Annotated in this window: 23 protein-coding genes; 10 read left to right on the plus strand and 13 right to left on the minus strand. The window is 62.6% G+C overall.

What is annotated here, in order from left to right:
* The first annotated feature begins 55 nt into the window (after window positions 1–55).
* Window positions 56–871 (plus strand): YihY/virulence factor BrkB family protein, encoded by an 816-nt coding sequence (locus tag NO876_RS17340; RefSeq protein WP_256422937.1) that lies wholly within the window; start codon window positions 56–58, stop codon window positions 869–871.
* 202 nt (window positions 872–1,073) lie between these two features.
* Entirely contained in the window at window positions 1,074–1,277 is a 204-nt protein-coding gene (locus NO876_RS17345; RefSeq protein WP_256422938.1) for a DUF1328 domain-containing protein, read from the plus strand.
* Between the two features lie 115 nt (window positions 1,278–1,392).
* On the opposite strand, the gene NO876_RS17350 is transcribed toward NO876_RS17345, so the two are convergent.
* Window positions 1,393–2,979 carry an acetolactate synthase large subunit gene (locus NO876_RS17350; RefSeq protein ID WP_256422939.1) on the minus strand — a complete coding sequence of 529 codons (1,587 nt, stop codon included), beginning with the start codon at window positions 2,977–2,979 and terminating at the stop codon, window positions 1,393–1,395.
* Entirely contained in the window at window positions 2,976–4,376 is a 1,401-nt protein-coding gene (locus NO876_RS17355) for an NAD-dependent succinate-semialdehyde dehydrogenase (RefSeq protein ID WP_256422940.1), read from the minus strand. The genes NO876_RS17350 and NO876_RS17355 overlap by 4 nt, the downstream gene beginning before the upstream one ends.
* A gap of 466 nt (window positions 4,377–4,842) precedes the next feature.
* Between NO876_RS17355 and sp36 (NO876_RS17360) the strand changes: the two genes are divergently transcribed.
* From sp36 (NO876_RS17360) to NO876_RS17390, 7 genes are all read left to right on the plus strand, one after another.
* Entirely contained in the window at window positions 4,843–5,049 is a 207-nt protein-coding gene (gene sp36 / locus NO876_RS17360) for a Sp36 family protein (RefSeq protein WP_256422982.1), read from the plus strand.
* Window positions 5,046–6,062, plus strand: coding sequence for a DUF7972 family membrane protein (locus tag NO876_RS17365; protein ID WP_256422941.1), 1,017 nt, complete (start codon window positions 5,046–5,048; stop codon window positions 6,060–6,062). Before sp36 (NO876_RS17360) ends, NO876_RS17365 begins: the two co-directional genes overlap by 4 nt.
* A gap of 786 nt (window positions 6,063–6,848) precedes the next feature.
* A complete protein-coding gene (locus NO876_RS17370) occupies window positions 6,849–8,342 on the plus strand; it encodes a glycoside hydrolase family 68 protein (RefSeq protein ID WP_256422942.1) in 1,494 nt (497 codons plus the stop codon).
* A gap of 325 nt (window positions 8,343–8,667) precedes the next feature.
* Entirely contained in the window at window positions 8,668–8,853 is a 186-nt protein-coding gene (gene sp36 / locus NO876_RS17375; protein WP_256422943.1) for a Sp36 family protein, read from the plus strand.
* Window positions 8,846–9,841, plus strand: a complete 996-nt coding sequence (locus NO876_RS17380; RefSeq protein ID WP_256422944.1) for a DUF7972 family membrane protein — start codon at window positions 8,846–8,848, stop codon at window positions 9,839–9,841. The genes sp36 (NO876_RS17375) and NO876_RS17380 overlap by 8 nt, the downstream gene beginning before the upstream one ends.
* 372 nt (window positions 9,842–10,213) lie before the next feature.
* A complete protein-coding gene (locus NO876_RS17385) occupies window positions 10,214–10,942 on the plus strand; it encodes a DUF2270 domain-containing protein (RefSeq protein ID WP_256422945.1) in 729 nt (242 codons plus the stop codon).
* Complete coding sequence (locus tag NO876_RS17390) at window positions 10,935–11,891, plus strand: diacylglycerol/lipid kinase family protein (protein ID WP_256422946.1); 957 nt, start codon at window positions 10,935–10,937, stop codon at window positions 11,889–11,891. The genes NO876_RS17385 and NO876_RS17390 overlap by 8 nt, the downstream gene beginning before the upstream one ends.
* Window positions 11,892–12,558: 667 nt before the next feature.
* On the opposite strand, the gene NO876_RS17395 is transcribed toward NO876_RS17390, so the two are convergent.
* The 5 genes from NO876_RS17395 to dgoD all read right to left on the minus strand — a co-directional run bounded on the left by NO876_RS17395 (window position 12,559) and on the right by dgoD (window position 18,105).
* Window positions 12,559–13,362 (minus strand): class I fructose-bisphosphate aldolase, encoded by an 804-nt coding sequence (locus tag NO876_RS17395; RefSeq protein WP_256422947.1) that lies wholly within the window; start codon window positions 13,360–13,362, stop codon window positions 12,559–12,561.
* Between the two features lie 129 nt (window positions 13,363–13,491).
* Window positions 13,492–14,628, minus strand: a complete 1,137-nt coding sequence (locus NO876_RS17400) for a carbohydrate kinase family protein (RefSeq protein ID WP_256422948.1) — start codon at window positions 14,626–14,628, stop codon at window positions 13,492–13,494.
* Window positions 14,629–14,680: 52 nt separating this feature from the next.
* Window positions 14,681–15,757, minus strand: a complete 1,077-nt coding sequence (locus NO876_RS17405) for a zinc-dependent alcohol dehydrogenase family protein (RefSeq protein WP_256422949.1) — start codon at window positions 15,755–15,757, stop codon at window positions 14,681–14,683.
* A 51-nt stretch (window positions 15,758–15,808) separates the two neighbouring features.
* Complete coding sequence (locus NO876_RS17410; protein ID WP_256422950.1) at window positions 15,809–16,843, minus strand: NAD(P)-dependent alcohol dehydrogenase; 1,035 nt, start codon at window positions 16,841–16,843, stop codon at window positions 15,809–15,811.
* Window positions 16,844–16,953: 110 nt separating this feature from the next.
* A complete protein-coding gene (dgoD, locus tag NO876_RS17415) occupies window positions 16,954–18,105 on the minus strand; it encodes a galactonate dehydratase (RefSeq protein WP_256422951.1) in 1,152 nt (383 codons plus the stop codon).
* 129 nt (window positions 18,106–18,234) lie between these two features.
* Between dgoD and NO876_RS17420 the strand changes: the two genes are divergently transcribed.
* The gene (locus NO876_RS17420; protein ID WP_256422952.1) at window positions 18,235–19,008 is read left to right on the plus strand and encodes an SDR family NAD(P)-dependent oxidoreductase; all 774 of its coding nucleotides are present in this window, start codon (window positions 18,235–18,237) and stop codon (window positions 19,006–19,008) included.
* 50 nt (window positions 19,009–19,058) lie between these two features.
* On the opposite strand, the gene NO876_RS17425 is transcribed toward NO876_RS17420, so the two are convergent.
* The 6 genes from NO876_RS17425 to NO876_RS17450 form a co-directional block, all read right to left on the minus strand.
* Window positions 19,059–20,522 carry a rhamnulokinase gene (locus NO876_RS17425; protein ID WP_256422953.1) on the minus strand — a complete coding sequence of 488 codons (1,464 nt, stop codon included), beginning with the start codon at window positions 20,520–20,522 and terminating at the stop codon, window positions 19,059–19,061.
* 18 nt (window positions 20,523–20,540) lie between these two features.
* Window positions 20,541–21,194: a class II aldolase/adducin family protein gene (locus NO876_RS17430; RefSeq protein ID WP_256422954.1), complete on the minus strand. Its 654-nt coding sequence runs from the start codon at window positions 21,192–21,194 to the stop codon at window positions 20,541–20,543.
* A 124-nt stretch (window positions 21,195–21,318) separates the two neighbouring features.
* Window positions 21,319–22,467, minus strand: a complete 1,149-nt coding sequence (locus tag NO876_RS17435; protein ID WP_256422955.1) for an ABC transporter ATP-binding protein — start codon at window positions 22,465–22,467, stop codon at window positions 21,319–21,321.
* 85 nt (window positions 22,468–22,552) lie between these two features.
* Window positions 22,553–23,428, minus strand: a complete 876-nt coding sequence (locus tag NO876_RS17440) for a carbohydrate ABC transporter permease (RefSeq protein WP_256422956.1) — start codon at window positions 23,426–23,428, stop codon at window positions 22,553–22,555.
* A complete protein-coding gene (locus tag NO876_RS17445; protein ID WP_256422957.1) occupies window positions 23,428–24,363 on the minus strand; it encodes a carbohydrate ABC transporter permease in 936 nt (311 codons plus the stop codon). Before NO876_RS17445 ends, NO876_RS17440 begins: the two co-directional genes overlap by 1 nt.
* Window positions 24,364–24,390: 27 nt before the next feature.
* Window positions 24,391–25,863, minus strand: coding sequence for an extracellular solute-binding protein (locus tag NO876_RS17450; protein ID WP_256422958.1), 1,473 nt, complete (start codon window positions 25,861–25,863; stop codon window positions 24,391–24,393).
* Between the last annotated feature and the right edge of the window lie 138 nt (window positions 25,864–26,001).

The raw sequence follows: 26,001 nt of genomic DNA on the forward strand, positions 1-26,001 counted from the left end.
GTGGTACTGAGTCGCACACAGGATCTCTCCGCGACGGGGTAGGAAGAGACAGAATATGAGTTTCCAATACACTCACACGGCCCAAAACGCCGTCCAGATCGTGCGGGGCATCGCTCACGAAACTCGAAATAAGAACGTCCCATTCATGGCGGGGAGCATTGCGTATTCGGCGTTCGTCTCACTGCTGCCCCTCGTGCTGCTGTTGGTGATCGCGGCGTCTGCGCTCGGCGGCGAACGGATGGTCAGCTACGTCCGACGCGTCACGGAGAGTTACCTCACGCCGACCGGACAGTCCCTGTTGACCGATGGCATCGGCCAGACAGGCAGTCAAACCGGGCTCTCGATCCTCGGGATCGTCGTCCTCCTCTGGGGAGTGCTGAGGGTTTTTCGTGCGCTCGATACGGCTTTCTCGACGATTTACGACACGCAGCTGAAGAACGATCTCCTCAATCAGCTCAGAGACGGGGTCGTGGTACTGGTATCCCTCGGCGTCGCGTTGTTAGCGGTGTTCGTCGCGGGGTTGGGGCTCCGTTTCGTCCCGAACCTCCCGTTCCCGGGGCTGGTGAGCGAGATGTTGCTGATTGTCGGCCTTTCGATCGTGTTCGTTCCCATCTACTACGTGTTCCCCGACGTGGACCTGTCTCTCAAGATGGTTCTACCAGGGGCCGTGGTTGCGGCTATCGGATGGGCGCTACTCAAGGCGGGGTTCGGCATCTACGTCGCGTACTCGTCGACACAGGATGTATACGGTGTTCTCGGTGGTGTGATGCTCCTGATCACGTTTCTCTATTTCGGAGCACTGCTGATCCTGATCGGCGCCACTACGAACGTCGTCCTCATGGGAAGCCGCCCCGTCGAGGGGGCGAGATAGATAAGCGGTGGAAACCAAAGGGTACCCGATAGCCGAGTGGTGTGGTCGGTATGTACGACTTACCGTTCCGTTGGTGCACCCTTTCGGGGAGATTCAGGTTGCCAACGAACAAACTGTCGGTCGGATTCTATGGCAGTCTTACCTCTCAAGTAGTGTTATATCAATATGATAACTAAGTGATCGGAGCCCGTCGGTCTGTTATATGGTACTGGCAGTACTCAATAGAGTCGCACCCGTTCCTCTCCAGTTCGGTGGGGACCTCATCGGACTCGCAATCCTGTTCTTGATTCTCGCAGTGATCGCAGCAGTGGTTGGCGCCAGGGGGGTCGCCGGGATCAGTATGAATATCGCCAAGTGGCTCGTCATCATCTTCGTGGTGCTGGCGATTGTCACGTTCATACTCTAGGAGAGTACGACAGAACTTGTGAGGACTGCTCTTCAGAAGAACTGGGGGCAGTGTCTGGTTAGGGCGTTGGAACAGAAAGCCCTTCGCGAGCGATTCCAGGGTTTGAGGGAGTGCATTACTCGAGCGGCACCTCGATAAGCGACATCTCATCCGTCGCGAGTGCATCCCGTAGCGCCGCATCGAGTTCGTCCCGTTCTTCGGGGCGATACCCCGCGATACCGAAGCTCTCGGCGAGCGTCATAAAGTCGGGGTTCGTGAGTTCTGTTCCGAACGATTCGCCGCGGTGATCCTGCTGTTTCTCGGAAATGAGCCCGTAGTCGTCGTCGGTAAAGAGAAGGATCGTATAGCCACACCCCACCCGTGTCGCGGTCTCGATCTCGACGCCGTTCATCAGAAACCCGCCATCGCCAGTCGCCGCAACGACCTCTGCGTCGGTTGCGAGATCCGCCGCGATCCCCCCCGGTACCGAGATTCCCATCGACGCCAGTCCGTTCGAGATGATACACGTGTTAGGTTCGTAGGTGGGGAAGTTCTGTGCGATCTGTATCTTGTGGCTCCCGACGTCGGAAATCAACACGTCGTTATCGCTCATAACATCCCGTAATACCGGCAGTACCGTCCGGACGGTGAACGGGCCCTCTCCCGATGGGTCGGTGGCGATGTCGTCGACGATATGGGCCCTGAGATCGCGGTACCAGGTCTCGTCGAACTGTGTCTCGCTTTCGTTCATCCGCTCGGTCAACTTTGCGAGTGCCGTCGAGAGATCGCAGACGAGTTCGAGGGTCGGATTGTACGCCTCGTACACCTCTGCCGGCTCACTGTCGACGTGCACGATAACGGTGCCTGCGCCCGTGTTCCAGCCAGCCGGGTCGTGTTCGGCGATGTCGTAGCCAACGGTGAGGATGAGGTCGGCCATCTCGATCGCATCCGATGCCTCCTGATGGTCACCGGAATCCAGTGTCAGCAACGACTGTGGCGAACGGTCCGAGATCGCCCCCTTTCCCATATACGTCGACGCGACAGGGATACCCGTCGTCTGGACGAACTCGCGGAGCTGTGTCGTGGCGTCCGTCCGTACCGCTCCGTTCCCCGCGATGATCAGCGGCCGGTCGGCTTCCTCGAGGAACGCCTGAGTTCGCTGGAGTAGCTCCGGGTTCGGCGATGCGAGTCGGACGCGTTCACGTGGGTCTATCGGGGTGGTATCGGTATCCGATCCGGCGACGTCCTCGGGAAATTCGAGATGAGTCGCACCGGGTTTCTCGTATTCGGCGAGTTTGAACGCCTTCCGAACGGACTCGGCGATGATGTCGGGATCGTTGAGCTGGGTGTTCCACTTTGTGATCGGCTCGAACATCTGGACGATATCCAGCGCCTGGTGGCTCTCCTTGTGCAGGCGCTCCAATCCACCCTGACCAGTGATCGCGACGAGAGGGGCTTTATCCAAGTTCGCGTCCGCGACACCAGTCATGAGGTTTGTCGCACCGGGACCGAGCGTCCCGAGACAGACGCCTGCCTCGCCCGTGAGCCGGCCGTGGACGTTGGCCATGAACGCGGCTCCCTGCTCGTGGCGGACCGGGATGAACCCGATATCCGAGTCCCGAAGCGAGAACAGCAAGTCCTCAGTCTCTTCGCCGGGAACACCGAACACGTACTCGACGCCTTCGCCCTCGAGGCAGCGCACGAGCAGATCCGATGCCTTCATTCGGTCGGTACCTCGTCCTCGTCGCTCTTCTCCGGCTGCTGTCGCCAGACAGTCTTGCGATTGACGAACTCCTTGATCCCGGCTTCGGAGAGTTCACGGCCGTAGCCGGATGCTTTCACACCACCGAACGGGATCCGCGGATCGGACTTCACCAGTTCGTTGATATACGTGCAGCCAGCGTCGATACGGCCAGCTACCCGCTCGCCGCGCTCGAGGTCGTTCGTCCAAATGCTGGCTCCGAGACCGAACTCAGTGTCGTTCGCTTTCTCGATGGCGGCCTCCTCGTTGGAGACCCGGTAGACGGCTGCCACGGGACCGAACACCTCCTCAGCGTCGACGGGACACCCCTGTGGAACGTCCGCGAGCACCGTCGGCGGATAGTACGCCCCGTCACGGTCAAGTGGCTCACCGCCCGTGAGCGCCGTCGCGCCGGCGTCGACGCTCTCGGTCACCTGTTCGTGAACTCCTTCCATGAGGTCCTGCCGTGCCTGCGGTCCGATGTCCGTGTCGCGGTCCATCGGGTCGCCGACAGTGAACGACTCGACCTCCGCGACGAACCGATCGACAAACGCCTCGTAGACGGCGTCGTGGACGACGAATCGCTTTGCAGCGATACACGATTGCCCGCCGTTCAGGTTACGCGCCCAGGCACCGGTCGTCGCGGCGGCCTCGACGTCAGCGTCGTCGAGGACGACGAACGGGTCGCTGCCCCCGAGTTCGAGGACGGTCTTCTTGAGGTTCTCGCCGGCCGTCGAGGCGACCGCCTGTCCCGCCGAGTTGCTCCCGGTCAGCGTCGCCGCTTCGACGCGCGGATCCGAGAGGACCGCGTCGATGCGATCGGACGGAATCAGCAGCGTCTGGAACGCACCGTCGGGAAACCCGGCGTCGCGAAACACGTCCTCGATAGCGAGTGCACACCCCGGCACGTTCGAAGCGTGTTTGAGGAGTCCGACGTTCCCCGCGGCTACGTAGGGGGCCGCGAACCGAAACACCTGCCAGAACGGGAAGTTCCACGGCATAATCGCAAGTACGGGCCCGAGCGGTTCGTGGACCGTCTTCACGGTCGATCCCGGCGGGCTCGGATGCCGCTCGTCCTGGAGGTAGCGTCCCGCGTGCTCGGCGTAGTGATCACAGACCCACGCGCACTTTTCGACCTCAGCCTCGGCCTGGGCGATCGGTTTGCCCATCTCTCGCGTGATCAGTTCCGCGTACTCGGCTGCCCGGTCACGGAGCAACGCAGCCACCTCCGCGAGTGTCGTTTCGCGCTCCGCCACGGACCAGTCTCGGAACGTCTCGAACGTCGATTCGGCCCTCGAAAGCCGGTCTTCGACCTGCCCGTCGTCGTGTTCGTCGTACGTTTCGGTCGTCTCTCCGGTCGCAGGATTGGTTCTTTCCATCAGTGTGTCAGCTCTGTGTTGTCAGTCTCTCCCGAGTGGGTACCGGGAGACAGTCTCTCGCAGTCTTCGAGCGGAACGCGCATTCCACAGCTCGGAGCGGGCGAGTCTCACTACGTTCCGGGGCCGCCCGTCGCCACCTCGGTCTCGCGGCGCTCGGCACACCCTTCGCGTAGTCGCTCTCCCGTCCTTTCACGCGACCCACCACTGTCCAGTATCCACCAGTATCTGTTACAGCCACTCAGACTACGTTTCGAACTCACTTGGTTACCGGCCCATTACCCTCGATAACGGCAGTGTGAACGACAAGCACGTCCAGACGACGACCCGAGAGGAGTACGCCGCCAGCGACGTGATAATGGACTCGTTCAGATCGTCAAATAGACCGACGAATAACGGATACGACTACGACCCGCTCGTCCTCGATAGTGGGGCGGGATATAGAGGGCTGCAGTACCTACTGGTAGTGATGTCCGAATCAGAAGCGATCCACTGGGAGTACGAGACGCTGCGCCCGCGACGCGATGAAACCAAAAAAGAAGCAGAGGATCCGAAAGCGGAGTTGAATCAGCTCGGTGCGGAGGGCTGGGAGTTTGTGGAGACGATCGACTACGAGGGAGGCGGCACCAAGTACCTCGTTTTCAAGCGACCGGCCCAGTCGAGTGAGCCTGTATGACTGACGAGAGCGACATCGGTACGGCCAACACGATGCGTGAGCGCGCCGACGAGAGTCGGATAAAGCTCTGGCTGCTGCTGCGCGCGAACCGCCTTCTCGTCTCCAGCGTCCTGACCAGTGCCGTGTTCGTCGCATTCGTGATCGGTGTCGCCGTCCTCGACCCACCGTTTTCACGGCAAATCGAGTCCGGCGACATGATCGATACGATGTTCTCGACCATGATCACCGTCATCGTGACTGGGACGACACTCGTCGTCACGATCGGTCAGCTCGTTCTCACCCAAGAGAACGGCCCGCTCGGCGATCAACGCGAGCGTATGGCCAGTTCGATGGATTTCCGGGACTTTACCGAAGAATTAATCGGCGCTCCGAGTCCTGCCGATCCATCCGAATTCCTCCGGCAGATCATCGGAGCCACGGCACAACGGGCGACGGTTCTTCGAGAGTCTATCGGCAAGAACAGTGACGAGGATCTCCGAGAAGAGGTCGAGGAGTTCGCTGAAAGCGTCACTGGGAACGCCGACACGGTACGTGACCAACTTGAGGGTGCGCAGTTCGGCTCGTTCGATGTGGTATTCGCCGCACTGAATTTCAATTATAGCTGGAAGATTTTCCAAGTCGAACGTCTCGCGGACGAATACGAAGAGAGCCTCACTGAGGAAGAACACGGCTTGCTTGACGACCTCAAAACATCGCTGTCTCTCTTTGGTCCGGCACGCGAACACATCAAGACGCTGTACTTCCAGTGGGAACTCATCAACTTGTCTCAAATGATTCTCTATGCTGCAGTCCCGGCAGTGACCGTTGCGGGTATTATGGTCGCAATCGTCGATGCGGGGACGTTCCCGGGAAGCACACTCGGTTTCGATCACATCATCCTCGTCGTGGGCGGTGCGTTTGCGGTGACGCTCGTTCCGTTCATGCTGTTCGTCTCGTACGTCCTCCGCATCCTCACCATCGCGAAACGGACACTTGCCATCGAACCGCTGCTCCTCCGCGGATCACAACGATGAGGCGTCAGAGTTCTGCTTAGCGCTCGCCTGGGATTTTGATCTATTGGTCCCGTCCCGAGTCCCGAATGCCAGAGCAGACTCAGTTGAGGATGAGCGGTCCCGTCGGGGGGTCTGTCTGGCGAGCGTCGTGAGCCGCAGGATGTACGAAGTAAACCCGAAATTGGTAGGTTCGAGAGGTCGAACACGGCACTGACGACCCAGGGGAAATCTCGATCTCGAGGAACGTCCTGGGGAACGTCGGCGCATCGACTGCCCCCCGTTGAGTCAACCTTTCGATAATTCGAGGCTCTCGTAGGCCCACTGAGGGCATATCGGTGCCGACGCGTTCGATAACGTCTCTTAGCGGGATGACTCTGGAGACAGTAAGCTCGGTGTGTCCGAATGGGTCTGGAATATATTAATTAGACTTCTTGCGGCCACTATCCCCTCCCGTAGCTCATAATACCGACAGAATACGTTTCTAAGGGCTCTGGTGAATCGCAAGACAACATCGAATTGGGCTAATTGGCTACTGAAAATCGAGGCGAATAATCACCAAATCTCGGTTAATGGGATGATTTGTTCACGTAATGACGTGAATAGACTCCTCAGATGAACAACTACTGCCACCCATCAACAGCAGGACCTACCGCTCTATAGCGATTCACCAAAACCGTTCTAAGTATTTCGGCGTACTCAATACACTCTCAACATAATAGAAACCATATTATTGATCCAGATACTCAAAACACAGCCCGTTCGTGAAAATATTATATATCTAATGCTATTCGGCTCGGACTTCGTGCTGTGGACTCGAATCCCATAGACACGGACGACGAGCGAACGGAGAGCAGTTCGGTCAGCAACACACGGCGGCAGTTCATCGTCGGGTCGGCTGGTGCCCTCGGAGGTCTCGCTGTCGGTAGCGGGGTCGTTGACACCGTAGCTGCCGACGAGCACCAGGGCGACGAGACCGGTACCCCGAACGGATCCGAATCGGATCAGACACCCGCTTGGACAGTAGAGGCAGCCGGTCAAATCGAACTAAACGACGCGAATACGATCCCAATCATCCGGAGGCTCGACGACTCGTTCCCGGGCTTGCACGTGTGGGACACGTGGCCGCTCCGGGACCGCGATGGATCGGTCGCAAGTGTGAACGGTTGGTCGATCCAGTTCGCGCTCACTTCACCGAGTGGGGTGCTCCCCGGCAAACGCCACGACATCGCCGAGATCAGATACTTTTACTCTCGGGAGGGCTACGATTGGCACCTCGGTGGTCCGGTGTTCGTACCCGGGTCGGCAAAGGGGAACCGCCAGTGGGCAGCATCCGCAGTGTGGGATGGTGACAGCGAGGAACTGTTCATGTTCTACACGGCAACTGGTCGGAGTGGAAATCCCAACGACCCGCGGGGGGAAGGTATCGACATCACCTACGAGCAACGGCTGGCGCTCGCGGAAGGAACCAGTCTCCAGACGACGCGTCAGGGAGTCAGAATCACGGGAGAGTGGGAACACGAGATCATCCTAACCGCCGATGGCGAGTACTATCAGACCCAAGAACAGGCCGGAGACGGGATCATATACGCGTTCCGCGACCCGTGGTACTTCGAGGACCCGGAGAGCGGGAATCGGTACCTCGTCTTCGAGGGGAATACTCCGCTCGAGCCGGGTGAGGCGAACTGTGAGGCACAGGACCTGGAGCCGGGCGACTACTCCAGCGGTGTCGCGGCCACGGGTGCACAGTTCAACGGGAACATCGGCCTCGCGGTGTCGACGTCGGACGAGGACATGAGCGAGTGGGAGCTGCGTCCTCCGCTGCTCGAGGCGATCTGTGTCAATCAGCAACTGGAACGCGGCAATATCGTCGTCATGGATGACCGCTACTATCTCTTCTGTGACAGCCACAAGTTCACGTTCCCGCAGGGGCTCGACGGTCCGGACGGGATGTACGGGTTCGTCGCAGATTCGCTCCAGGGCGACTACGAACCGCTCAACGGAAGCGGACTCGTCCTCGCGAATCCCGCTGACCAGCCGTTCCAGACGTACTCCTGGATGCCCGTTCCGTACGACGACAACCAGATTGCGGTGTTGAGCTACTACAACTACCACGACCTCGGCGACGACACTCTCACCGGTGTCGGAAACCTCCCGCGTGAGGATCAGATGGCCAAATTCGGCGGGACGTTCGCCCCGACACTCGTGGTCGAACTGGACGGAGCCTCCACCGAAATCGTCGACACGCTCGACGGTGGCTTCCTCCCTTCGGAGAACTCGAACCCGCCGATCGATACGATGTAGATCCAAATTGTCCAACGATCCGCACAGATTGAGCACACGTGGCCAACGGAGGAACCGAACACAGGCAGCGCCGACAGCGACGAGGCTCCATCGGTCTCCTCGTGATTCCCCCGTCAACCGTGGTGATGCAGCAGATCGGATGCAGAACTCAAACCGCAGACACCGTTGGATGTGGACGCTTCGCGAGGGACCTACCTGAGACTCATAATTGTGATCGACGACGATACACGAGCACACCGCTCCGTTCTCGGTCAGTACACGGTGGGAAACAGCCAGTCACCAGAGTCATCACCGTGAGAGCCGATAGCAACTAACGGGTACCGAAATGCATCAACAATGGGAGTACAAGACGCTCGATCCGCCAAAGGGACTGACCAAGCGAGAGACGGTCGATCCAACAGACGAACTCAACCGCCTCGGTGCAGAAGGCTGGGAACTCGCAGAGACGATCAGCTACGACGGTGGCGGCACGAAACTACTGCTGTTCAAACGCCCGGTCTCTCATGAGTGACCTCTCGACGGACAGCACGCTACGTGAGCGGACGGACGTCAACAAGTACTGGTTCTGGTTGCTGCTCGGGGCCAACCGGTGGGTCGTCGCCGGCGGGCTCGCGTTCCTGATCTTCCTCGCGTTCATACTCTGGGGCGTGATGAAGCCGGTGTCGTTGCACTCGACTATGCAGTCGAGCGACATGGTCGAGACGGTATTCGCCAGCCTCGTCGGCGCGATCATCACGGGAACGACGCTCGTCGTCACGATCAATCAGCTCGTTCTCTCTCAGGAGATCGGCTCGCTCGGGAGCCAGCGCAGTCGGATGGACACGACGATGGATTTTCGCCAGAACACCGACGGCCTCCTCGGGATGACGACGCCCGCAGACCCGGCGGCCTACCTCTATGCGCTTATCGAAACGAGCGAACAGCGGGCAAAGACACTGCGAAACACGCTCTCCGGGACTGAAAACCAGGAACTCCACAAGAAGGCGGGCGAGTACGTCGACGACCTGTTGGAGAACGCCGACCACGCACGCGACCACCTCGAAGACACGGATTTCGGCACCTTCGACGTCGTATCGCCCGCGCTCGATTACAACTACGATCGGAAGATGCACGACGTTCGCCGGCTCGGGAGGGAGTACGAAGACTCCCTCACCGACGAGGAACGTGGCGCGTTCAGAGATCTGCTCGAGGCGCTCACGATGTACGGGGTGGTCCGCGAGTACATCAAGGACCTCTACATCCAGTGGGCGTTGGTGAAACTCTCACGAGCCATCCTGTACGCCGCAGTGATTGCACTCACCGTCGCTGGGGGGATGGTCGTCTTCGTCGACCCGACGACGTTTACCGGCACGTTCCTCGGCATCGAGAGCGTTCTCTGGGTGGTTAGCGCCGCGTTTGCCATCTCAGCGCTGCCATTTCTCCTCTTCACATCCTACATCCTGCGACTCGCGACGCTCGCCAAACAGACGCTCTCGATGGGACCGCTCATGCTTAGCTGACCGACGACCAGACGCAAACGCGTACTACGCAGGTCGCCCGCGTAGTCCGCGAAGGAGCTTTCCCAGCAGTTCGAACGCACGAAGCACGCTTCGAATATCGTCGGCGATGCGGATGACGCGCCACAATCGTCTGAGTAACGACATACGAGCCCTTTGGGACTACGTCACAATGAAACCCGTGTCTGATCCGTTCGGCGGGTCGAACTCGCCGTGCGCTACTACGGGACGTTCGATTCCCGTGCGTTCGACACCGCACCGACAGCATCAGCCCGCCCTCCCTGGCCCGGTCGATCAACGGCCCCGCGCTCGTACTTTCGGAGTTGCGAATACTGGCACGCACTGGTTATACGAACGGAAGCCGTAGTCAGTCGTATGACTGACTCGGACTCAGAGGAAGTCGACCCGACAGCGCGTGACCAGCGCGAGATCGGACGGGAAATGGTCGAACAGAGCACGGGTTTGGGTTCGGTGATGGCACACGCCTACCGCGGCGAAATGGACGAGGCGACGACGTGGCGGCAGCGTCTCGACCAAGCGACCACTTGGGCGGTGACGGTCATCGCAGCGATTCTGACGTGGGCATTTTCCAGCGGGGAGAATCCTCATTATATTCTTCTGGTCGGGGTCGTGGTCGTCACTCTCTTTCTCGGGATCGAAGCGCGTCGATACCGGCATTACGACGTCTACCGGTCGCGTATTCGGATGCTCCAGCAGAACCTCTTCGCGAACGCGCTCGACCCATCCGGGGGCGTGGAACATCCGAACTGGCGAGTAGAGCTCAGTAACGACTACCGGACGCCGACGCTGAAAGTTACCTTCGGAGAGGCACTCGCCAATCGACTTCGACGCATCTACCTCGCCTTGCTTGGAGTTTTGCTCGCTGCCTGGCTCTTCCGAATCACGGCGTTCTCGCCGCGCCAGGAGTGGCTCGCGACCGCCGCGATCGCCACCGTCCCCGGTGTGGTCGTGGTCGGCGTCGTCACCACGTTCTCCGCAGCGGTTCTCGGACTCGCATTCTGGCCCCGTGAACGGCATGCCAAAGGGGAGTTTCGCGAAGGCGATCCAGCGGCGTGGAAAGAGGAGGAGAACGACGATGGCTGACGATAGAAAACCAGCACCTGACGACCAGAACAGCCCCGCCGCGGACGGGAACGAACAGTGGGTCATCCTAAATCCGAAGAGCGGAACGGCAGACCACGTCGACGAGGTTCGCCAGTCCGCAGAGAAACGGGACTATACGATCCGAGAAACGACACACGAAGAACACGCGGTCCGGCTCGCGCAGGACGCTGCCGCGAACGACGTTGATCGACTGGCCGTCGCGGGTGGCGACGGTACGCTCCACGAAGTCGTCCGTGGCCTCGTGGCGGCATCTGCTCTCGGGACGGTGACCCTCGGTGTGATTCCGACGGGAACGGAGAACATCTTTGCAACCAACACTGGGGTAACAAGCATCGAAGAAGGATTCGAATTGCTCGACCACGGTGAGCGACGACGAATCGATGTCGGGTTCGCCGGAGGGGAACCGTTCGTCGTGTCGTGTATCGCCGGGTTACCTGCCGAGGTCAGCGTGGCAGCGTCAAGCGATCTGAAAGAACGGTTCGGTTCGCTGGCGTTCGTCGTCGCCAGTTTACAGGAAGTCACGGAGTTCGAGGGACTGCACATCGATCTCACTGCTATCTCGAACGGCGAGGAAACGACCTGGTCGGGAGAGGCGTTGTGTGTGCTCGTCGGGAACGTCCTGCGGTTCGTCAATCGTGGCGGGCAGGCCAACGTCGAGGACGGGCTTTTCGACGTCGTCCTCATCGAGCAGATGCCCGCGAGTGACATTCTGGCTGAAGCGACCGCGCACCGAGTATTTGGTCGCGATACCGAACACGTGCTCCATATGCAGGCGAGCCAACTAGAGATTCGAGGGATCGACAGTGATCCGATCACGTTCAGTCTCGATGGTGAGCTAAACACCCATCACGAACTCGTGTTGTATACGGATCCGCAGTCGCTCACTGTCTGCGTGGGGCCAACGTACGAGGGCACGCACCCAGATTAGTCACTCACAGAACGGGGCGTCGATTGCTCGCGTCCCGCCCCAGTTCCAATACTGTCCGCCGAGAGGAAATCGGCACAGGCGCTGTCGAATACCTCGCGGTTATCTTGGCAGTCGCGCTACGCTTGATCTGAGTTGTGCGGGACGGCAAGGGCTTGGAGCCACGATTCTGTTGGCTACGGGTAACAGAGTTATAAACGATTGTGAAAATATATATTCTTTTCTATATATTTGAAAATCTATTAGAAAAATTATATTTCCGTATGAAACCATTTGGAATCGGTCCACCGTCGTCGGGTACGTTTTCCAAGTATTCAGGATCATCGACGAGAAATTCGACACCGTCGAGCCGAATTCGGTGGTGGAGATCGGTCAGAGAATATGGCGTTATCTGTTTTTTGTCGTCGAAAGTGGCCTAAAATACAACACTTCGATCGTTTCAGGATCAACTCCGCACCGCCAGTAGTCGTCGCCGTCGATTCCGATCACTTTCTCGTCAACCGCGAGTCGATCCGAGATCATCTCTGAAGCGGGCGATAATTCGGCCTTCTACACCCACTTGTGACTGGCGGCGTGACTGCGATAGATGCTCAAATTACTAAGAATTGATGTACATAGCTAAGTGAAACAATAGCAAGAATCCTGAAGCAGGAAGGGCCCGCATTTCGACTCACGCGTCCCAAACGTCATCGACAGACTGCCCTCCGTGGATGATGCCGTCGAGCGCGCTCACGACGCTCGTGGGATCGCCGGTCTTCCAGATCGACCGGCCGATCATAATCCCGCGGGCCCCGGAGTCGATCGCGCCCTCGACGTTCGAGAGCATCGAGGCCGTAGTCCCGGACTTCGGGCCACCGAGGATCATCACCGGCACGGGCGAGTGCTCGACGATCGGCTCGAACGTCTCGACGTCGCCGGTGTATGGGAGTTTTAGGATATCCGCACCGTACTCCCAGGCCATCCGCGCGGCGCGTGCGACGTACTCCGGGTGAGTTTCGAGTTCCGCGGGAACGCGGCTCCCCCACATCACGGGTTCGACGACGAGGGGGACGCCCGTCCCGCGGAGCGCCTCGGCCATCTCGGCGACGTACGAGAGGTTGCGGACGAACATCTCTCGGTCGTCCCGACCGAAGACGAGGACGATCTTCACGCCCATCGGATCGATGTCGAGCAGGAGGTCGGGATCGAACGCCGGCGTCCACACGTCCTGTCCGTCGTCGAAGCCGGGGCGCGTGGAGTCCGTCACGATGTCCGCCGTGACGACGACGTCCGCGCCCGCCTCTGCGATCACGTCGCCGTAGCGGCGCGCGAAGTGGGGGCCAACGAGGACCGCGTCCGGGCCGCCATCGAGGACGGCTCGCAGCGTCGCCTCGGGATCGTAAAATCCCTCGGTCGCGCCGAGGCTCAGGCCGTGATCGATCGCTGCGACGAGTGCGTTACCGGATTCCGTGTCCAACAGGTCGTAGTCGCTCATCGTAGATTCCTCGAAGGGAAGGACACGCAGAACCGACTAAGAGTTTGGGGTCCGGTCGCGACGTTGAATCGCGGGCCGGGGGAAGTCGGCGCCCGCCCGGGCGGATCCGAAAACCTGTGACGACGCCGATCACCCCGAGAGCAGGTCGTCGTACTCTCGCACTGTCGCGGTGATCTCATCGAACGACGGCGGCGACCCCGTCCGGACGAAGCGGTTGGCGACGGCATTGCCGAGCGTCAGGGCGGCCCCCTCGTCGAGCCCGTGGAGGAGCCCCAAGGCGAAGCCGGCGTTGAAGTGATCACCGGCGCTGGTCGTGAGCGCCGGATCGGACACCTTCGGGACGTCGACGCGGGCGGTGCCGGCGTCGGAAACGACCAGCGAGAAGTCCACGTTGTGGCCGACGAAGCGCGTCACGTCCAGATGGTCGTACGCGACGGCCGCAGCCTCGGGGAACGACCGGTCTGGGTCCGCCGTCGTCAACCGATCCGCCAGCGCGAGCGTCTCGACGCGATTCGCGCTCAGCGTGAAGTCCGCGACCGCCGCGAGCCCCTCCATCGGTCCGATTCCGCGCTCGATCTGCTCGGCCGTCAACTGCCGAACGTCACCGGGGTCGAAGAGGATCCGCTCGGGCGGGTCCGAGAGCGTCGGCCAGAGGTCCTCGCGGAGCCCCGAGAGGATCGACGGCAGCCGGGGCATCACGGTCCAGTAGCCGATCCCGAGGAGATCGGTGCCGTCGACGTGCACCGCGAGTTCGTCCAGGGAGATCGTGTCTGCGAGCGTCTCCCAGTCGAACCGGAGGTAACTTCCCGGCTCGATGAACATACACTTCCCGTCGTCGAACTCGACGGCGTGGGTCTCGCCGGGTTCGCCGAGCGAGGCCATCTCGTAGGCACCGAACTCCTCCTCGAACACGTCTCTGACCGGTCGTCCGAAGGTTCCGATCATCGTGGGATCGTAGCCGATCTCTCCGAAGAACCGGGAGAGATGGGACGTGTGACCGCCCGTGCGGGTCCCGTTTCGAACCCACTCGACCGCGAGCGAACTGTTCTCGTCGGCGGAGGCCTGAAAGCGGTCGGCGAGCGAATCGAGCGTCCGTATCGGCGTGTACGACTCAGGATCGTGGCGGGTGTCGACCATCACCTGGACGGCGTCGATCATCCCGTCGAACCCGAAGACCACGTCGCCGCCGTCGAGGGACGCCGGCAGCTGTCGCTGACAGGCGCGAATAGCCGCCTCCGTGGTGACGTCCGAGTGCGTGACTGACATACCCAAAGTCCGAGCAAGCAGTATAAAATAGTGTTGGCAGTGGGTCACCAACTCAGCGGCCGGGGTAAACGACCTTCTTCAGGCCCTCGTTGTCGGCCATCTGGTCAAATGCGGTCCGCAGACCGGAGAGGTCGAACGTGTCGGTGATCAGCGGTTCGACCTCGACGCGGTCGCCCTGGAGGAACGTCACCGCCCGGGAGAACGTGTTCGGCGTGAGCGCGAACGTGCCGACCAGTTCGAGTTCCTGATAGTACACGTCGAACGGATCGATCTCGATCGTCTCTCCCTGCGGAGGCACGCCGAAGACGAGCGTGGTGCCGCCAGCGGAGGTGACCGAGTGGGTCGTCTCGATGGTGTCCGGGAGCCCGACCGCCTCCACGCCCACGTCGACCCGGTCGACGAGCTCTGTGAGCCGTTCGGAGAGCGGCGTCGCGGTCGGGTCGACGACGTGATCCGCCCCCAGCTCGGCCGCCGTTTCCCGACGGCGTTCGACCGGTTCGGAGACGACGACCGTTCCCGCACCGCTGGCTCTGAACGCCTGGAGGAGCAGGAGGCCGATCGGTCCCGCGCCGACGATGACGACGGTATCGCCGGTCTCGATATCGGCCTGATCAACCCCCCGGATACAGCACCCGAGCGGTTCCGCGAAGGTCGCGGTCTCGTAGGAGAGGTCCCCGATCGGTTCGAGGCTGCCGGCCGGAACGCGAACGTACTCCGCGAAGGCCCCATCGAGGATCTCGTCGCCCGCGCCGCCGATAGCGACGAGGTCCGCACAGAGATTCTGCCGCCCCCGATCGCAGAACCGGCAGTCGCCGCAGGGACGTCCCGGGTAGATGGCGACACGGTCGCCCGCCTCGACACCGGTGACCGCCTCGCCGACGGAGACGACCTCTCCCGCGCTCTCGTGGCCGGGGACGAGCGGGTACTCGGCCGGGAACGTCCCCCGATACAGGTGGTAGTCGGTCATACAGACGCCGCAGGCACCGACGCGGACCACCGCCTCGTCCGGGCCGGCCGTGGGGCGCTCGCGCTCCTGGATCGAGACCTCGTCGCGATCGGTGATGACGGCCGCTCTCATCGTCGGCCTCGCCAGGAAGGCGCGTTCGAGCGGTCGGACACGCCGGTGCATCGCTTTCCGCGTGGATCTGCCGCACTGCGCGGGGGTCGGAATCGACGTTCCTCAGTCATCGTCGAACGAGATTATCCCTTTGATTACGGTCGGTTCCATCGCGCGGCCGAACGCGTCGTCGACGTTCTCCAGCGACGACCGGAAGTCGACCATCCCCTCGACGTCGACGACGCCGTCGGCCAGCAGGTCGATCGCCGCCGAATACGTGTTGGCGTAGCGGAACGATCCGTGAACGTCGATCTCGTTGTCGATCACCTCCAGGACGTCGAAGGGGACCTCAGCCTCGTCAGAGAGGCCGACGAGCACCACGGTTCCGCCGCGGCACACCCCGTCGAGCGTCGATCTGATCGAGGGTTCCGCCCCGGACGCCTCGACGACGACGTCGGCACCCACGCCGTCGGTGTACTCGTCGACGGCCGTTTCGAGGTCCGTCCCCGCGACGTTGATCGCGCGGTCGACACCGCGTGCGCGGGCGAACTCCAGTTTCTCCGGGACGATGTCAGTGATGATGACGTCCGTCGCTCCGGCCGCGCGAGCGGCCTCGGCGACCATCAGTCCGATCGGGCCGGCACCGGTGACGAGGACGGTGTCGCCGGTGCCGACGTCCCCGCGTCGCGCGGCGTGGATCCCAACCGATAGCGGTTCACAGAGCGCTCCCTCGACCGTCGAAACAGTCTCCGGGAGTTTGTACGCGAAATCGGCCGGCCAGGCGACGTACTCCGCGAACGCGCCGTCGTGCGGGGGCGTCGCCATAAATTCGACCGACTCACAGAGGTGGTACTCTCCCCGCTTGCAGTGGGCGCATCGACGACACGGCACGCCGGGTTCCAAGGCGACGCGGTCGCCCGCTTCGAGCCCGGTGACGTCGTCGCCGACCTCGACGACGTCGCCGGCGCTCTCGTGGCCGAGAACGAGTGGATCCTCGACGACGTAGTCGCCGATCCGGCCGTGCTCGTAGTAGTGGACGTCCGAGCCGCAGATGCCGACGTCGCGTATCGCGACGAGCACCTCGTCCGGTCCGAGTGTCGGGCGTCCCCGATCCTGCAGTTCGAACTCCATCGGTTCGACTAACACAGCGGTTCGCATACGAAACAGCACGTGAATCCACTATTAAAATGTACGGGTCACGGTGAGCCAGAACGGGCTCGCCCGGACACCGATCGGCGCGGCGCACTGGCTCACTCGGGCCCCGGCGCTCACCACTCGGCGACGCTGCTGTCCTCGTGGTGCCAGACCGGGTTGTACCAGTTGACTTCGGCCTCGGCCTGTTCGCGGACGCGCTCTTCGTCGATCTCGATTCCGAGGCCCGGACCGGTCGGGCGATCGACGTACCCGTCCTCGAACGCGAACGTTTCGGGGTCTTCGAGGAACGCCAAGCGCTGGCTCTCGCCGGGTGCCTCGAGGCCGAGGTCCTGTTCTTGCATCACGACGTTCTGCGAGCAGAAGCCGACCTGGAGGCTGGCGGCGAAAGCGATCGGGCCGAGCGGGCAATGGGGGATGACGGCGACGTCGAACGATTCCGCGAGCGAGGCCACCTTCTTGAGTTCGCTGATACCGCCGACGTGTGTGACGTCGGGCTGGATGACCGAGACCGCGTCGTCGACGAACAGGTGTTTGAAGTCGTACCGGGAATAGAATCGCTCGCCGGTGGCGATCGGGATCGTCGTCCGATCGCTGAGCGCGGCGAACCCCTCGCTGTGTTCGGGGAGCAGCGGCTGGTCGACGAACATCAGGTCGTACGGCTCGAGCCGGCGGAGGAGTTCGGCGGCCATCGGCTTCGAGACGCGGCCGTGGAAGTCGACGCCGAGGAAGGCGTCGTCGCCGACGGCCTCTCTGACTGCCGCTACCCGATCGATAGCGCGGTCGACGACCGCGGGCGTCTCGATCGGCCGGAACTCGCGGGCGAAGTTGAGTTTGAACGCCCGATACCCCTGCTCGTAGTCCGCACGGGCCGAACGAGCGATGTTCTCGGGGCTCTCGCCGCCGAGCCACTGGTAGACGAGCATCCGCTCGCGGACGTGCCCGCCGAGCAGTTCGTGGACGGGAGCGCCGTAGTGGCGTCCTTTAATGTCCCAGAGCGCGTGATCGATGCCCGCCAAGGCGCTCATCAGGATCGGCCCGCCGCGAAAGTAGCCGCTCTGGTAGAGCTTCCGCCACTGGTACTCGGTGCGGAGCGGGTCGGTCCCCAGGAGGTACCCCTCCACCAGTTCGCCGACCGCCGTCCGGACGGTGTCGAGTCGCCCCTGGATGATCGGTTCCCCCCACCCGACGACGCCCTCGTCGGTCTCCAGTTTCAGGAGTAACCACCGCGGGGGAACGGCGAACAGTTCGTAGTCCGTGATTTGCATAGCCGTTTCAACACCGAGCAGGCACTTGAATGGCGGGCTCCGGTCCGCGGTGGATCGGGGAACCTCCGGTCGCGACCCGGGTCGGTCACATAGATTTAATTGCGGCGGGGCCGCGTGTACGAACGACGTATGAGCGTACTGGAGAGCTTCTCCCTCGAGGGAGACGTGGCTGTCGTTACCGGTGCCGCACAGGGTCTCGGCAAGCAGATGGCGGCGGCGCTCGCGGAGATGGGCGCCGACGTGGCGATTGCCGACGTGAATCGCGAGAAGGCCGAACGGACCGCGGCGGAACTCGACGGGGAAACGGACGTGGTTCCCGTGGAGGCGGACGTCACCGACGAGGCATCGGTCGAGGCGATGGTCGAATCGGTGACCGACCGGCTGGGACCGATCGACGTGCTCGTCAACAACGCCGGCATCGTCGAGCATTCGCCGGCCGAGGAGACGTCGATCGAGTCCTGGCGGCGGGTACTCTCGGTCAACCTCGACGGCGTCTTCCTCTGTGCCAAGCACGTCGGTCAGAGGATGCTGGATCGAGGCGAGGGCCGGATCGTCAACATCGCCTCGATGTCGGGCATCGACGTCAACGTGCCGCAGAAACAGGCCAGTTATAATAGCACGAAAGCCGGCGTGTCGATGCTCACGAGGTCGCTGGCCGTCGAGTGGGCCGACCGCGGCGTCCGGGTCAACGCCATCGCACCGGGCTATATGCGCACAGACCTCGTCGACGAGACGCTCGAAGCGGACCCGGAGATGGAAGAGACCTGGCTGGAGAATACACCGATGGGACGTCTCGGACGACCCGAGGAGTTACAGGAACTCGTCGTCTACCTCGCCTCCGACGCTTCCTCGTACATGACCGGCTCGACGGTCGTGATAGACGGCGGATACACCTCAAGGTAGCGTCGGAGCCCACGACTGGGTAGGGCCGCAATCGCGAATCGGGCGGAAACTCAGACGTCTCTCGGGAGTCCCCGCATCCGCTCTTTCGCGCGCTCCCACCCCTCCGAGCCCGAGGGTTCGTACGTCGAGAGGTCGAAGGCGTCGGCGACGAGGCGACGCCCCGCCTCGACGTTCGCGAGGGTCCCGACCGCGACCGCCTGCGTCAGGACGTTGCCGACGGCGGTCGCCTCCGCCGGTCCGGCCGTCACCGGCCGGTCGGTGGCGTCAGCCAAGAGCCGACAGAACAGGTCGTTGCGGACGCCGCCCCCGCCGAGGGCGATCCGATCGGGCGACTCGCCGGCCGCCGCGGCCAACGCGTCGAACGCGAGCGCCGTCTTCGTCACGAGGCTGTCCAGCAGACAGCGGACGACCGCCCCCCGAGAGTCAGGGACCGGCTGGTCCGTCCGGCGGCAGTACGAACGGATCTGCTCCGGCATCGGCTCCTCGATCGAGAAAGCCTCCGCGTCCGGGTCGACGAGCCCGCGCCGCGGCTCCGCCTCCCGGGCGGCCGAAAGCAAGTGCTCGTACTCGACCGGCTCCCCCGCCTCCCGCCACGCCGCGCGGCACTCCTCCAGCAGGAAGAACCCGTTGACGTTCTTCAGGAGGCGGACGGTGCCGTCGGCACCGAGCTCGTTCGAGAACGCGTGTTCGAACGCCGCGTTAGTGCGAACCGGTCCGTCGCGTTCGACCCCGAGGATGAACCACGATCCGGTGTTGAGGAACGCCGCATCCCCGGAGAGCGGGAGCCCCGCTACCGCCGCCGCGGTGTCGTGGCTGGCTGGCGTGAGCAGTTCGGGCGGGGAGTCGGGATCGGGCGCGAACCGATCGTCGACGGGACCCAGGCGCTCGCCGGGTTCCGAAAGCGGCGGCAGGATCGCGGTCGGGAGCCCCAGTTCGTCCAGGAGGCCCCTCGCCCACTCGCGGGTGCCGGCGTCGACCATCTGCGTGGTCGACGCGATGGTCACCTCGCCGGCCGGCCGGCCTCCAAGCAGGAACGAGAGCAGTTGCGGCATCAACAGCAGTCGGTCGGCCCGATCGAGCAGTCCGGGCTCCCGTTCCGCGAGCGTGTGCACCTGCCAGAGCGTGTTCGGCGTGTTCCAGTTCGTGATGCCGGTGGCCTCGAACAGCCGTCGCTTCCCCACGTCCTCGAACAGTTCCTTACGCGTGGCCGTCGCGTCGGGGTCACGATACGACGTCGGCGCGCGCAGGAGTTCGCCGTCCGCCAGGAGGCCGAAATCGAGCCCCCAAGTGTCGATTCCGACCGTGTCCAGTCGGCCGGCCCGGTCGGCTGCTGCGTCCAGGCCGGCCGCGATCTCGTCGACGAGGGCATCGACGTCCCAGACGTACCGCCCGTCCCGATCGACCGGTCGGTTGTCGAATCGGTAGACCTCGCTCACGTCGAACGTCGACGATGTGACGCGACCGAGGTAGACCGTTCCGCCGCTCGCGCCCAGATCGATGGCAACGTGGTTCATCGGTTCAGACCTCGGCGGTCACTGTCCGTAGCTGTCGAGCTTCCCGCTCAGCCGATCGATCTCGTCGTCGGGGAGAATCTCCGGGTCGCCGATGGCGCGGGCCTGATAGTGGATGCGGGCGCAGTACTCCACCATCAACGCGACGTTGTAGGCGTCTTCGAGGGAGTCGTCCGCGGTCAACACGCCGTGGTTGCGGAGTAGCGTCGCGTTGTAGGACTCGCCGAGCGCGTCGACCGCGGCCTCGCCCAGTGCCGCGGTCGCGTGCGTCGCGTACTCCGAGGCCGGAACCTCCGTTCCGGTGAAGGCGATGAGGTAATGCGAGGCCGGAATCGACTCTCCGAGGGAGGCGAACGTCGTCGCGTACGGCGAGTGGGTGTGGACCACGCCGCCGACGTCCGGACGCTCGCGGTAGACCGCCAGGTGCATCGGGACCTCCGTCGAGGGATCGACGTCGCCCTCGACGACGTTGCCGTCGGTGTCGACGATCGGCACGTCCGACGGGTCGATCTCCTCGTAGGGGATCCCCGACGGACTGATCGCGATGTGATTCTCGTCGAGCCGGGCGCTGAGGTTGCCACCGGTGCCGGTCGTCAGGTCGTCTTCCAGCAGGCTCCGCCCGTACTCACAGATGGCGTTACGCGTCTCGTAGTAGTCGATGTCCGTGTCTGTCATACTCGTGTGTCAGTTGATTTCCGTGCGTTAGTAAGTGGTTCGATACGGTTTATATCGAGACCGAGGCGTCGATCGATCCCTGGAACGAGTCCGGCACCCGTTCGGGTGGAGACGGGCCCGTCGCTTACGTCTGCCCTTCGAGTTCGACTTCGGCGTCCTCGCCGAGTTTGCGCTGGTGGATCGTCTCGCCGTCCTCGTCGTCGAACAGGTGGACGTCGTCGTCGGGGATCTCGACGTACACCGACTGCCCTTCGGTGATCGCGCGCTGGCCGTCGGTCTCGACGATGAACGTCCGATCGCCCTCCTGCTCGGTGGCGCGGAGGTAGACGTACGAGATGCTGCCCATCGGTTCGACGACGTCGACCTCGGCCTCCAGCTCGTGGCTGGACCGGGGCGTGTCGTGGATCTTCGCGTCCTCGGGACGGATACCCAGCACGAGTTCGTTACGGCTGCCGGCCGCTGACTGCATCTCCCGGGTCAGGTCGAAGTCGAATCCGTCGAGGCGGAGCGTCCCGCCCTCGGTCTGTCCCTCGAAGAAGTTCATCGACGGCGACCCGAGGAACCCGGCGACGAACCGGTTTTTCGGGCGGTAGAAGCACTCCAACGGCGTACCGACCTGCTGCAGTTCGCCGTAGTTGAGAACGACGAGCCGATCGCCCATCGTCATCGCCTCGGTCTGGTCGTGGGTGACGTACAGCGTCGTCACGTCCAGTTCGTTCTGGAGGCGGTTGATCTCGGTCCGCATCTCCGTCCGGAGCTTCGCGTCTAGGTTCGAGAGCGGCTCGTCCATCAGGAAGACGTCCGGGTTGCGGACGATGGCCCGCCCGAGCGCCACGCGCTGCTGCTGACCGCCGGACATCTCGCCGGGCGTGTTGTCCAGCAACCGACCGATCCCCATCTTCTCGGCCGTCTCGCGAACGCGGGTCTCGATCTCGTCGTCCGACAGATCCGTCGACATCTTGAGACCGAACGCCATGTTCTCTTCGACCGTCATATTGGGATACAGCGCGTAGTTCTGGAACACCATCGCGATGTCGCGCGCCCGCGGCCCCAGTTCGTTGACGATCGTGTCGCCGATGACGACGTCGCCCTCGGTCTGTCTCTCGAGGCCGGCGACGATGCGGAGGAGCGTCGACTTCCCGCTGCCGGAGGGACCGACGAACACGACGAACTCGCCGTCCTCGATCTCGAGCGACACGTCGTCGACGGCGACGACCGCGTCGCCCCCGGAGCCGAACCGCTTCGTGACGGTATCGAGGTCTATCTTTGCCATCGGAGTCCTCCCGAGGACCGGTCGGTCCCCACGGTAGGAGCGAAGTGGTTTCGAGGCGGTTCGGCCGATCGTGAGTGTAGAACGCTCATTCTTTGATCACCACGCCGAAGCTGAGTCCGGCAGCGAGATACCTGTTGACGGCGATGACGAAGATGACGACGGGGATGATCGTCGCGGTGGTCGCCGCGGCGAGCATTCCCCATTCGATCTGACGCACGCCGATGAACTGATACACCTGCATCGTCACCGTCACCGCGTTGTTGTTCGTCAGCACCAGCGAGAACAGCAGTTCGATCCAGGCGAAGATGAAACTGATGATCGCGACCGAGAAGATGCCGGGCTTCGCCGCCGGCAGAATCACTTTCCGGAACGCCTGGAACCGGGTCGCGCCGTCGACGCGGGCGGCCTCCTCCAGCGTCTCTGGAATGCCGTCGAAGAAGGCCTTCATCACCCACACGACCAACGAGATGTTGATCGTGATGTACATAAAGATCATCCCGATCCGCGTGTCGTAGAGGTTCAGCGCTCTGAAGATCACGAAGAACGGGATGATGACGGCGACGGGCGGGAGCATCCGCGAGGAGAGGATCCACACGAGGACATCCCGCTGTTTCGGGATGTCGTACCGCGAGAGCACGTACGCCGCCGGGACGCCGATCAGCAGGACGAGGATCACGGAGGCGCTGACCATGAACACGCTGTTGAAGAACGCGTAGACGAAGCTCGACTGCTGGAGCAGCTGGATGTAGTTGTAGACCGTGGGCAGGAAGATCCAGTCCGGGGGCAGCGAGATGGCCGCGGTGGGCGGCTTCAGCGACATCGAGACGATCCAGTACAGCGGGAACAGGACCACGAAGGACCACACGAGCAACGCGGCGTGGCGTCCGGCCGAGACGAGTCTCTCCCTGTTCGTCTTCGACAGTCGGCTGTCGGGCTGCTGTGCGTCGTCGACGGCCGCCATCAGTCCCACACCCCCTCGAACCCGACCTTGATGATCAGGATGTTACACAGCGCGACGATGCCGACGAGGTAGACGATTGCGATGGCGGCCGCGCCGCCGAGGTCCACGAACGTGAACCCGGTCTGGAAGATGTTGATGCTCACCAGCTCCGTCGCCGTCCCGGGACCGCCGCTCGTGAGGCTGAACACCAGTCCGAACGTCCGGAACAGGTCGATCAGCCGGATCAGAATCGCGACGAACAGCACCGGTTTCATGTACGGGATGATGACGTGGACGTACCGCCGCCACAGCGGCGCGCCGTCGACCTTCGACGCCTCGAGTAGCGTCTTCGGCACCGAGGACATCCCCGCGTAGAAGATGATGAACATGAACGGCGTCCAGTTCCACGTGTCCACCAGGATCACCGTCAGTAGCGGCACGTCGCTGAGGAAGTTGGGGGCGACGAACGGGGTGAACTGCTGGATTAAGAACGGGATGATTCCGATCTCCGTGTTCAGCATAATCCGTCCGATCGTCGCGAGCGAGACGGGCGCGACGGCCATCGGGATGATGAAGGCGATCCGATAGAACGTCTTCATCCGGTCCGATTTGACGCCGGTCACGAGCGCGGCGAGGACGAACCCGATGCCGGTCTCTAAGGCCAGCGCGCCGGCGACGAAGGTGATCGTGATCACGAACGAGTTGATCGCGCCGCCGCTCGTGAACACCCGCTCGTAGTTCGCCAGTCCGTTGAACTGGCCGATCGTCGTCGGGTCGGTGAGCTGGTACTTGACGAGGCTCAGGTACAGGTCGTACGCCCCCGGGAAGATGGTGATCAGAAGCATCACGAGCACCATCGGGGTGATGAACCAGTACGGGAGGTAGGCGTTCCACAGCTCCCGCAGCCTAGCCAGTCCGGACGGGCCCTGTGATGTGGTTTGGGTTGGTGTGCTCATTGATTGTCTTGTGAGACGGCAAGCGTCTTACTCGCCGACGATGTCTTCGGCCGCGGAGGCAGCCCGAGTCATCGCCTCTTCGGCGGTCTGGTCGCCGCCGATGGCGGTCTGCAGTTCCTCGGAGTAGGTCTGGCCCCACTCGGGGTACTGGCTGTCGAACGGGTCCGGCGCAGCGGCCTGGAGCGACTCCAGCGTGACGTCGGCGAAGTTGTCGCCGACCCGCGAGCGGTACTCCTCGTTCTCCCACGTGGACTGGCGCACCGAGAACCCGGCCCCGTTCTCGACGTGCATCCACGTGTTGGTCGGTTCCGAGGAGGCCCAGAGCATGAACAGGAACGCCTCCTCGGAGTTGTCGGCGTTCTGTGACGTCGCGATCTGCCACGCGAAGGCGTTCGGGGAGAACTGACCGTCGGCCGGCGCGGGAGCCTTCGCGACGGCGATTCTGTCGGCCACGTCCGACGATTCGGGATCGGTGAGTCCGGGCCAGAACAGGTTGGCGTCCGAGACGATGTGGCCCGCGTTTCCGGACTGCATCGTCGAGAGCACGTCGGACCAGACCTGGCTGGACGCGCCCTCGGGACCGTAGTCTTGGAGGAGGTTCACGTACCACTCCGCGGCCGAGATGGCCCCCTCCGAGTCAAGTCCGGAATTATCCGGGTAGCTGTCCCAGAGCTCCGCGCCGTACTGGCGGATGAAGGTGTTGAGGATGTAGATGTTCATCCCGTACCCCTGCTGTCCGCGGCCGACAGTCCCGACGACGTCCGACTCGTTCTCGTGGATGGTCTGGGCGTTCGACTGGAACTCCTCCAGCGTCTCGGCGACCTCGAGGTCGTACTCGTCGTAGAGATCCGTGCGGTAGAACTGGGTCTGGACCTCGACGGTGATCGGGATTCCCGTCCACGTATCGCTGTAGCCGCCGCCGTGTGCCTGCCACCGCGTGGCCTCGAAGAGGTCGTCTAGGTCGTACCACTCCTCATCGTACATACTGTCGTCCTCGAAGTAGGGGTCGAGTGCCTGCAGCCACCCCGACTCCCGGAACTGGTTGACGACCTGATCCAGGAAGAACACGTCCCACTCGCCGGCGCCCGTACTCACGTCGGTGAGTCGCTTGGTTCGGAACTCCTGTTCGGGCAGGACGTTCCAGACGACGTCGATGCCGGTCAGCTCCTCGAAAACCGGGACAGCCGGTTTGATGGCGTCGACCCACGCGTGCTGGACTGCGCCGATATTGATCTCGGATCCCTCGAACTGCCGCCAGTCGATGTCGGCGCTCTGGTACTCGCTCAGGGGGATCGCGAGTTCGTCCGACCCGCCGTCGCTCGATTCACCACCGCTGTCGCTACCGCTGTCACCGCCGGAATCCCCCGAGGTACCGTCTCCAGAGCCGTCGCCACTGCTGCTGTCGCCGCCCCGGGTACAGCCCGCGAGCCCGCCGAGTAGCCCGACGCCGGTCGCTTTGAGAAAGTTTCGCCGCCTCCGCCCGTTGCGTTTGCTTGTCATTGTCGTAGGCCTCGTCACCTACCGAATTATCCATTAATAATAAATCTATTCATTGATAAGTAATATTATACATCGTGAGGCGGGAATCCGGCATCGGGACTCGCGGTCGCGGTGCTACCCGCTACGGCGGTTGGCGGA

This window comes from Halobellus rarus (genome assembly GCF_024494595.1).
GTDB classification, from domain to species: Archaea; Halobacteriota; Halobacteria; order Halobacteriales; family Haloferacaceae; genus Haloquadratum; species Haloquadratum rarum.

Bases quoted from the DNA above. Each gene is read 5' to 3' on its own strand.
- NO876_RS17340 (WP_256422937.1), top strand. From the start codon at position 56: ATGAGTTTCCAATACACTCACACGGCCCAAAACGCCGTCCAGATCGTG.
- NO876_RS17450 (WP_256422958.1), bottom strand. From the start codon at position 25,863: ATGACAAGCAAACGCAACGGGCGGAGGCGGCGAAACTTTCTCAAAGCG.
- NO876_RS17435 (WP_256422955.1), bottom strand. From the start codon at position 22,467: ATGGCAAAGATAGACCTCGATACCGTCACGAAGCGGTTCGGCTCCGGG.
- NO876_RS17440 (WP_256422956.1), bottom strand. From the start codon at position 23,428: ATGGCGGCCGTCGACGACGCACAGCAGCCCGACAGCCGACTGTCGAAG.
- sp36 (WP_256422982.1), top strand. From the start codon at position 4,843: ATGTCCGAATCAGAAGCGATCCACTGGGAGTACGAGACGCTGCGCCCG.
- NO876_RS17445 (WP_256422957.1), bottom strand. From the start codon at position 24,363: ATGAGCACACCAACCCAAACCACATCACAGGGCCCGTCCGGACTGGCT.
- NO876_RS17395 (WP_256422947.1), bottom strand. From the start codon at position 13,362: ATGAGCGACTACGACCTGTTGGACACGGAATCCGGTAACGCACTCGTC.
- NO876_RS17365 (WP_256422941.1), top strand. From the start codon at position 5,046: ATGACTGACGAGAGCGACATCGGTACGGCCAACACGATGCGTGAGCGC.
- NO876_RS17430 (WP_256422954.1), bottom strand. From the start codon at position 21,194: ATGACAGACACGGACATCGACTACTACGAGACGCGTAACGCCATCTGT.
- NO876_RS17345 (WP_256422938.1), top strand. From the start codon at position 1,074: ATGGTACTGGCAGTACTCAATAGAGTCGCACCCGTTCCTCTCCAGTTC.
- NO876_RS17355 (WP_256422940.1), bottom strand. From the start codon at position 4,376: ATGGAAAGAACCAATCCTGCGACCGGAGAGACGACCGAAACGTACGAC.
- NO876_RS17410 (WP_256422950.1), bottom strand. From the start codon at position 16,843: ATGCGAACCGCTGTGTTAGTCGAACCGATGGAGTTCGAACTGCAGGAT.
- NO876_RS17420 (WP_256422952.1), top strand. From the start codon at position 18,235: ATGAGCGTACTGGAGAGCTTCTCCCTCGAGGGAGACGTGGCTGTCGTT.
- NO876_RS17390 (WP_256422946.1), top strand. From the start codon at position 10,935: ATGGCTGACGATAGAAAACCAGCACCTGACGACCAGAACAGCCCCGCC.
- NO876_RS17400 (WP_256422948.1), bottom strand. From the start codon at position 14,628: ATGTCAGTCACGCACTCGGACGTCACCACGGAGGCGGCTATTCGCGCC.
- NO876_RS17380 (WP_256422944.1), top strand. From the start codon at position 8,846: ATGAGTGACCTCTCGACGGACAGCACGCTACGTGAGCGGACGGACGTC.
- NO876_RS17350 (WP_256422939.1), bottom strand. From the start codon at position 2,979: ATGAAGGCATCGGATCTGCTCGTGCGCTGCCTCGAGGGCGAAGGCGTC.
- NO876_RS17425 (WP_256422953.1), bottom strand. From the start codon at position 20,522: ATGAACCACGTTGCCATCGATCTGGGCGCGAGCGGCGGAACGGTCTAC.
- sp36 (WP_256422943.1), top strand. From the start codon at position 8,668: ATGCATCAACAATGGGAGTACAAGACGCTCGATCCGCCAAAGGGACTG.
- NO876_RS17385 (WP_256422945.1), top strand. From the start codon at position 10,214: ATGACTGACTCGGACTCAGAGGAAGTCGACCCGACAGCGCGTGACCAG.
- dgoD (WP_256422951.1), bottom strand. From the start codon at position 18,105: ATGCAAATCACGGACTACGAACTGTTCGCCGTTCCCCCGCGGTGGTTA.
- NO876_RS17405 (WP_256422949.1), bottom strand. From the start codon at position 15,757: ATGCACCGGCGTGTCCGACCGCTCGAACGCGCCTTCCTGGCGAGGCCG.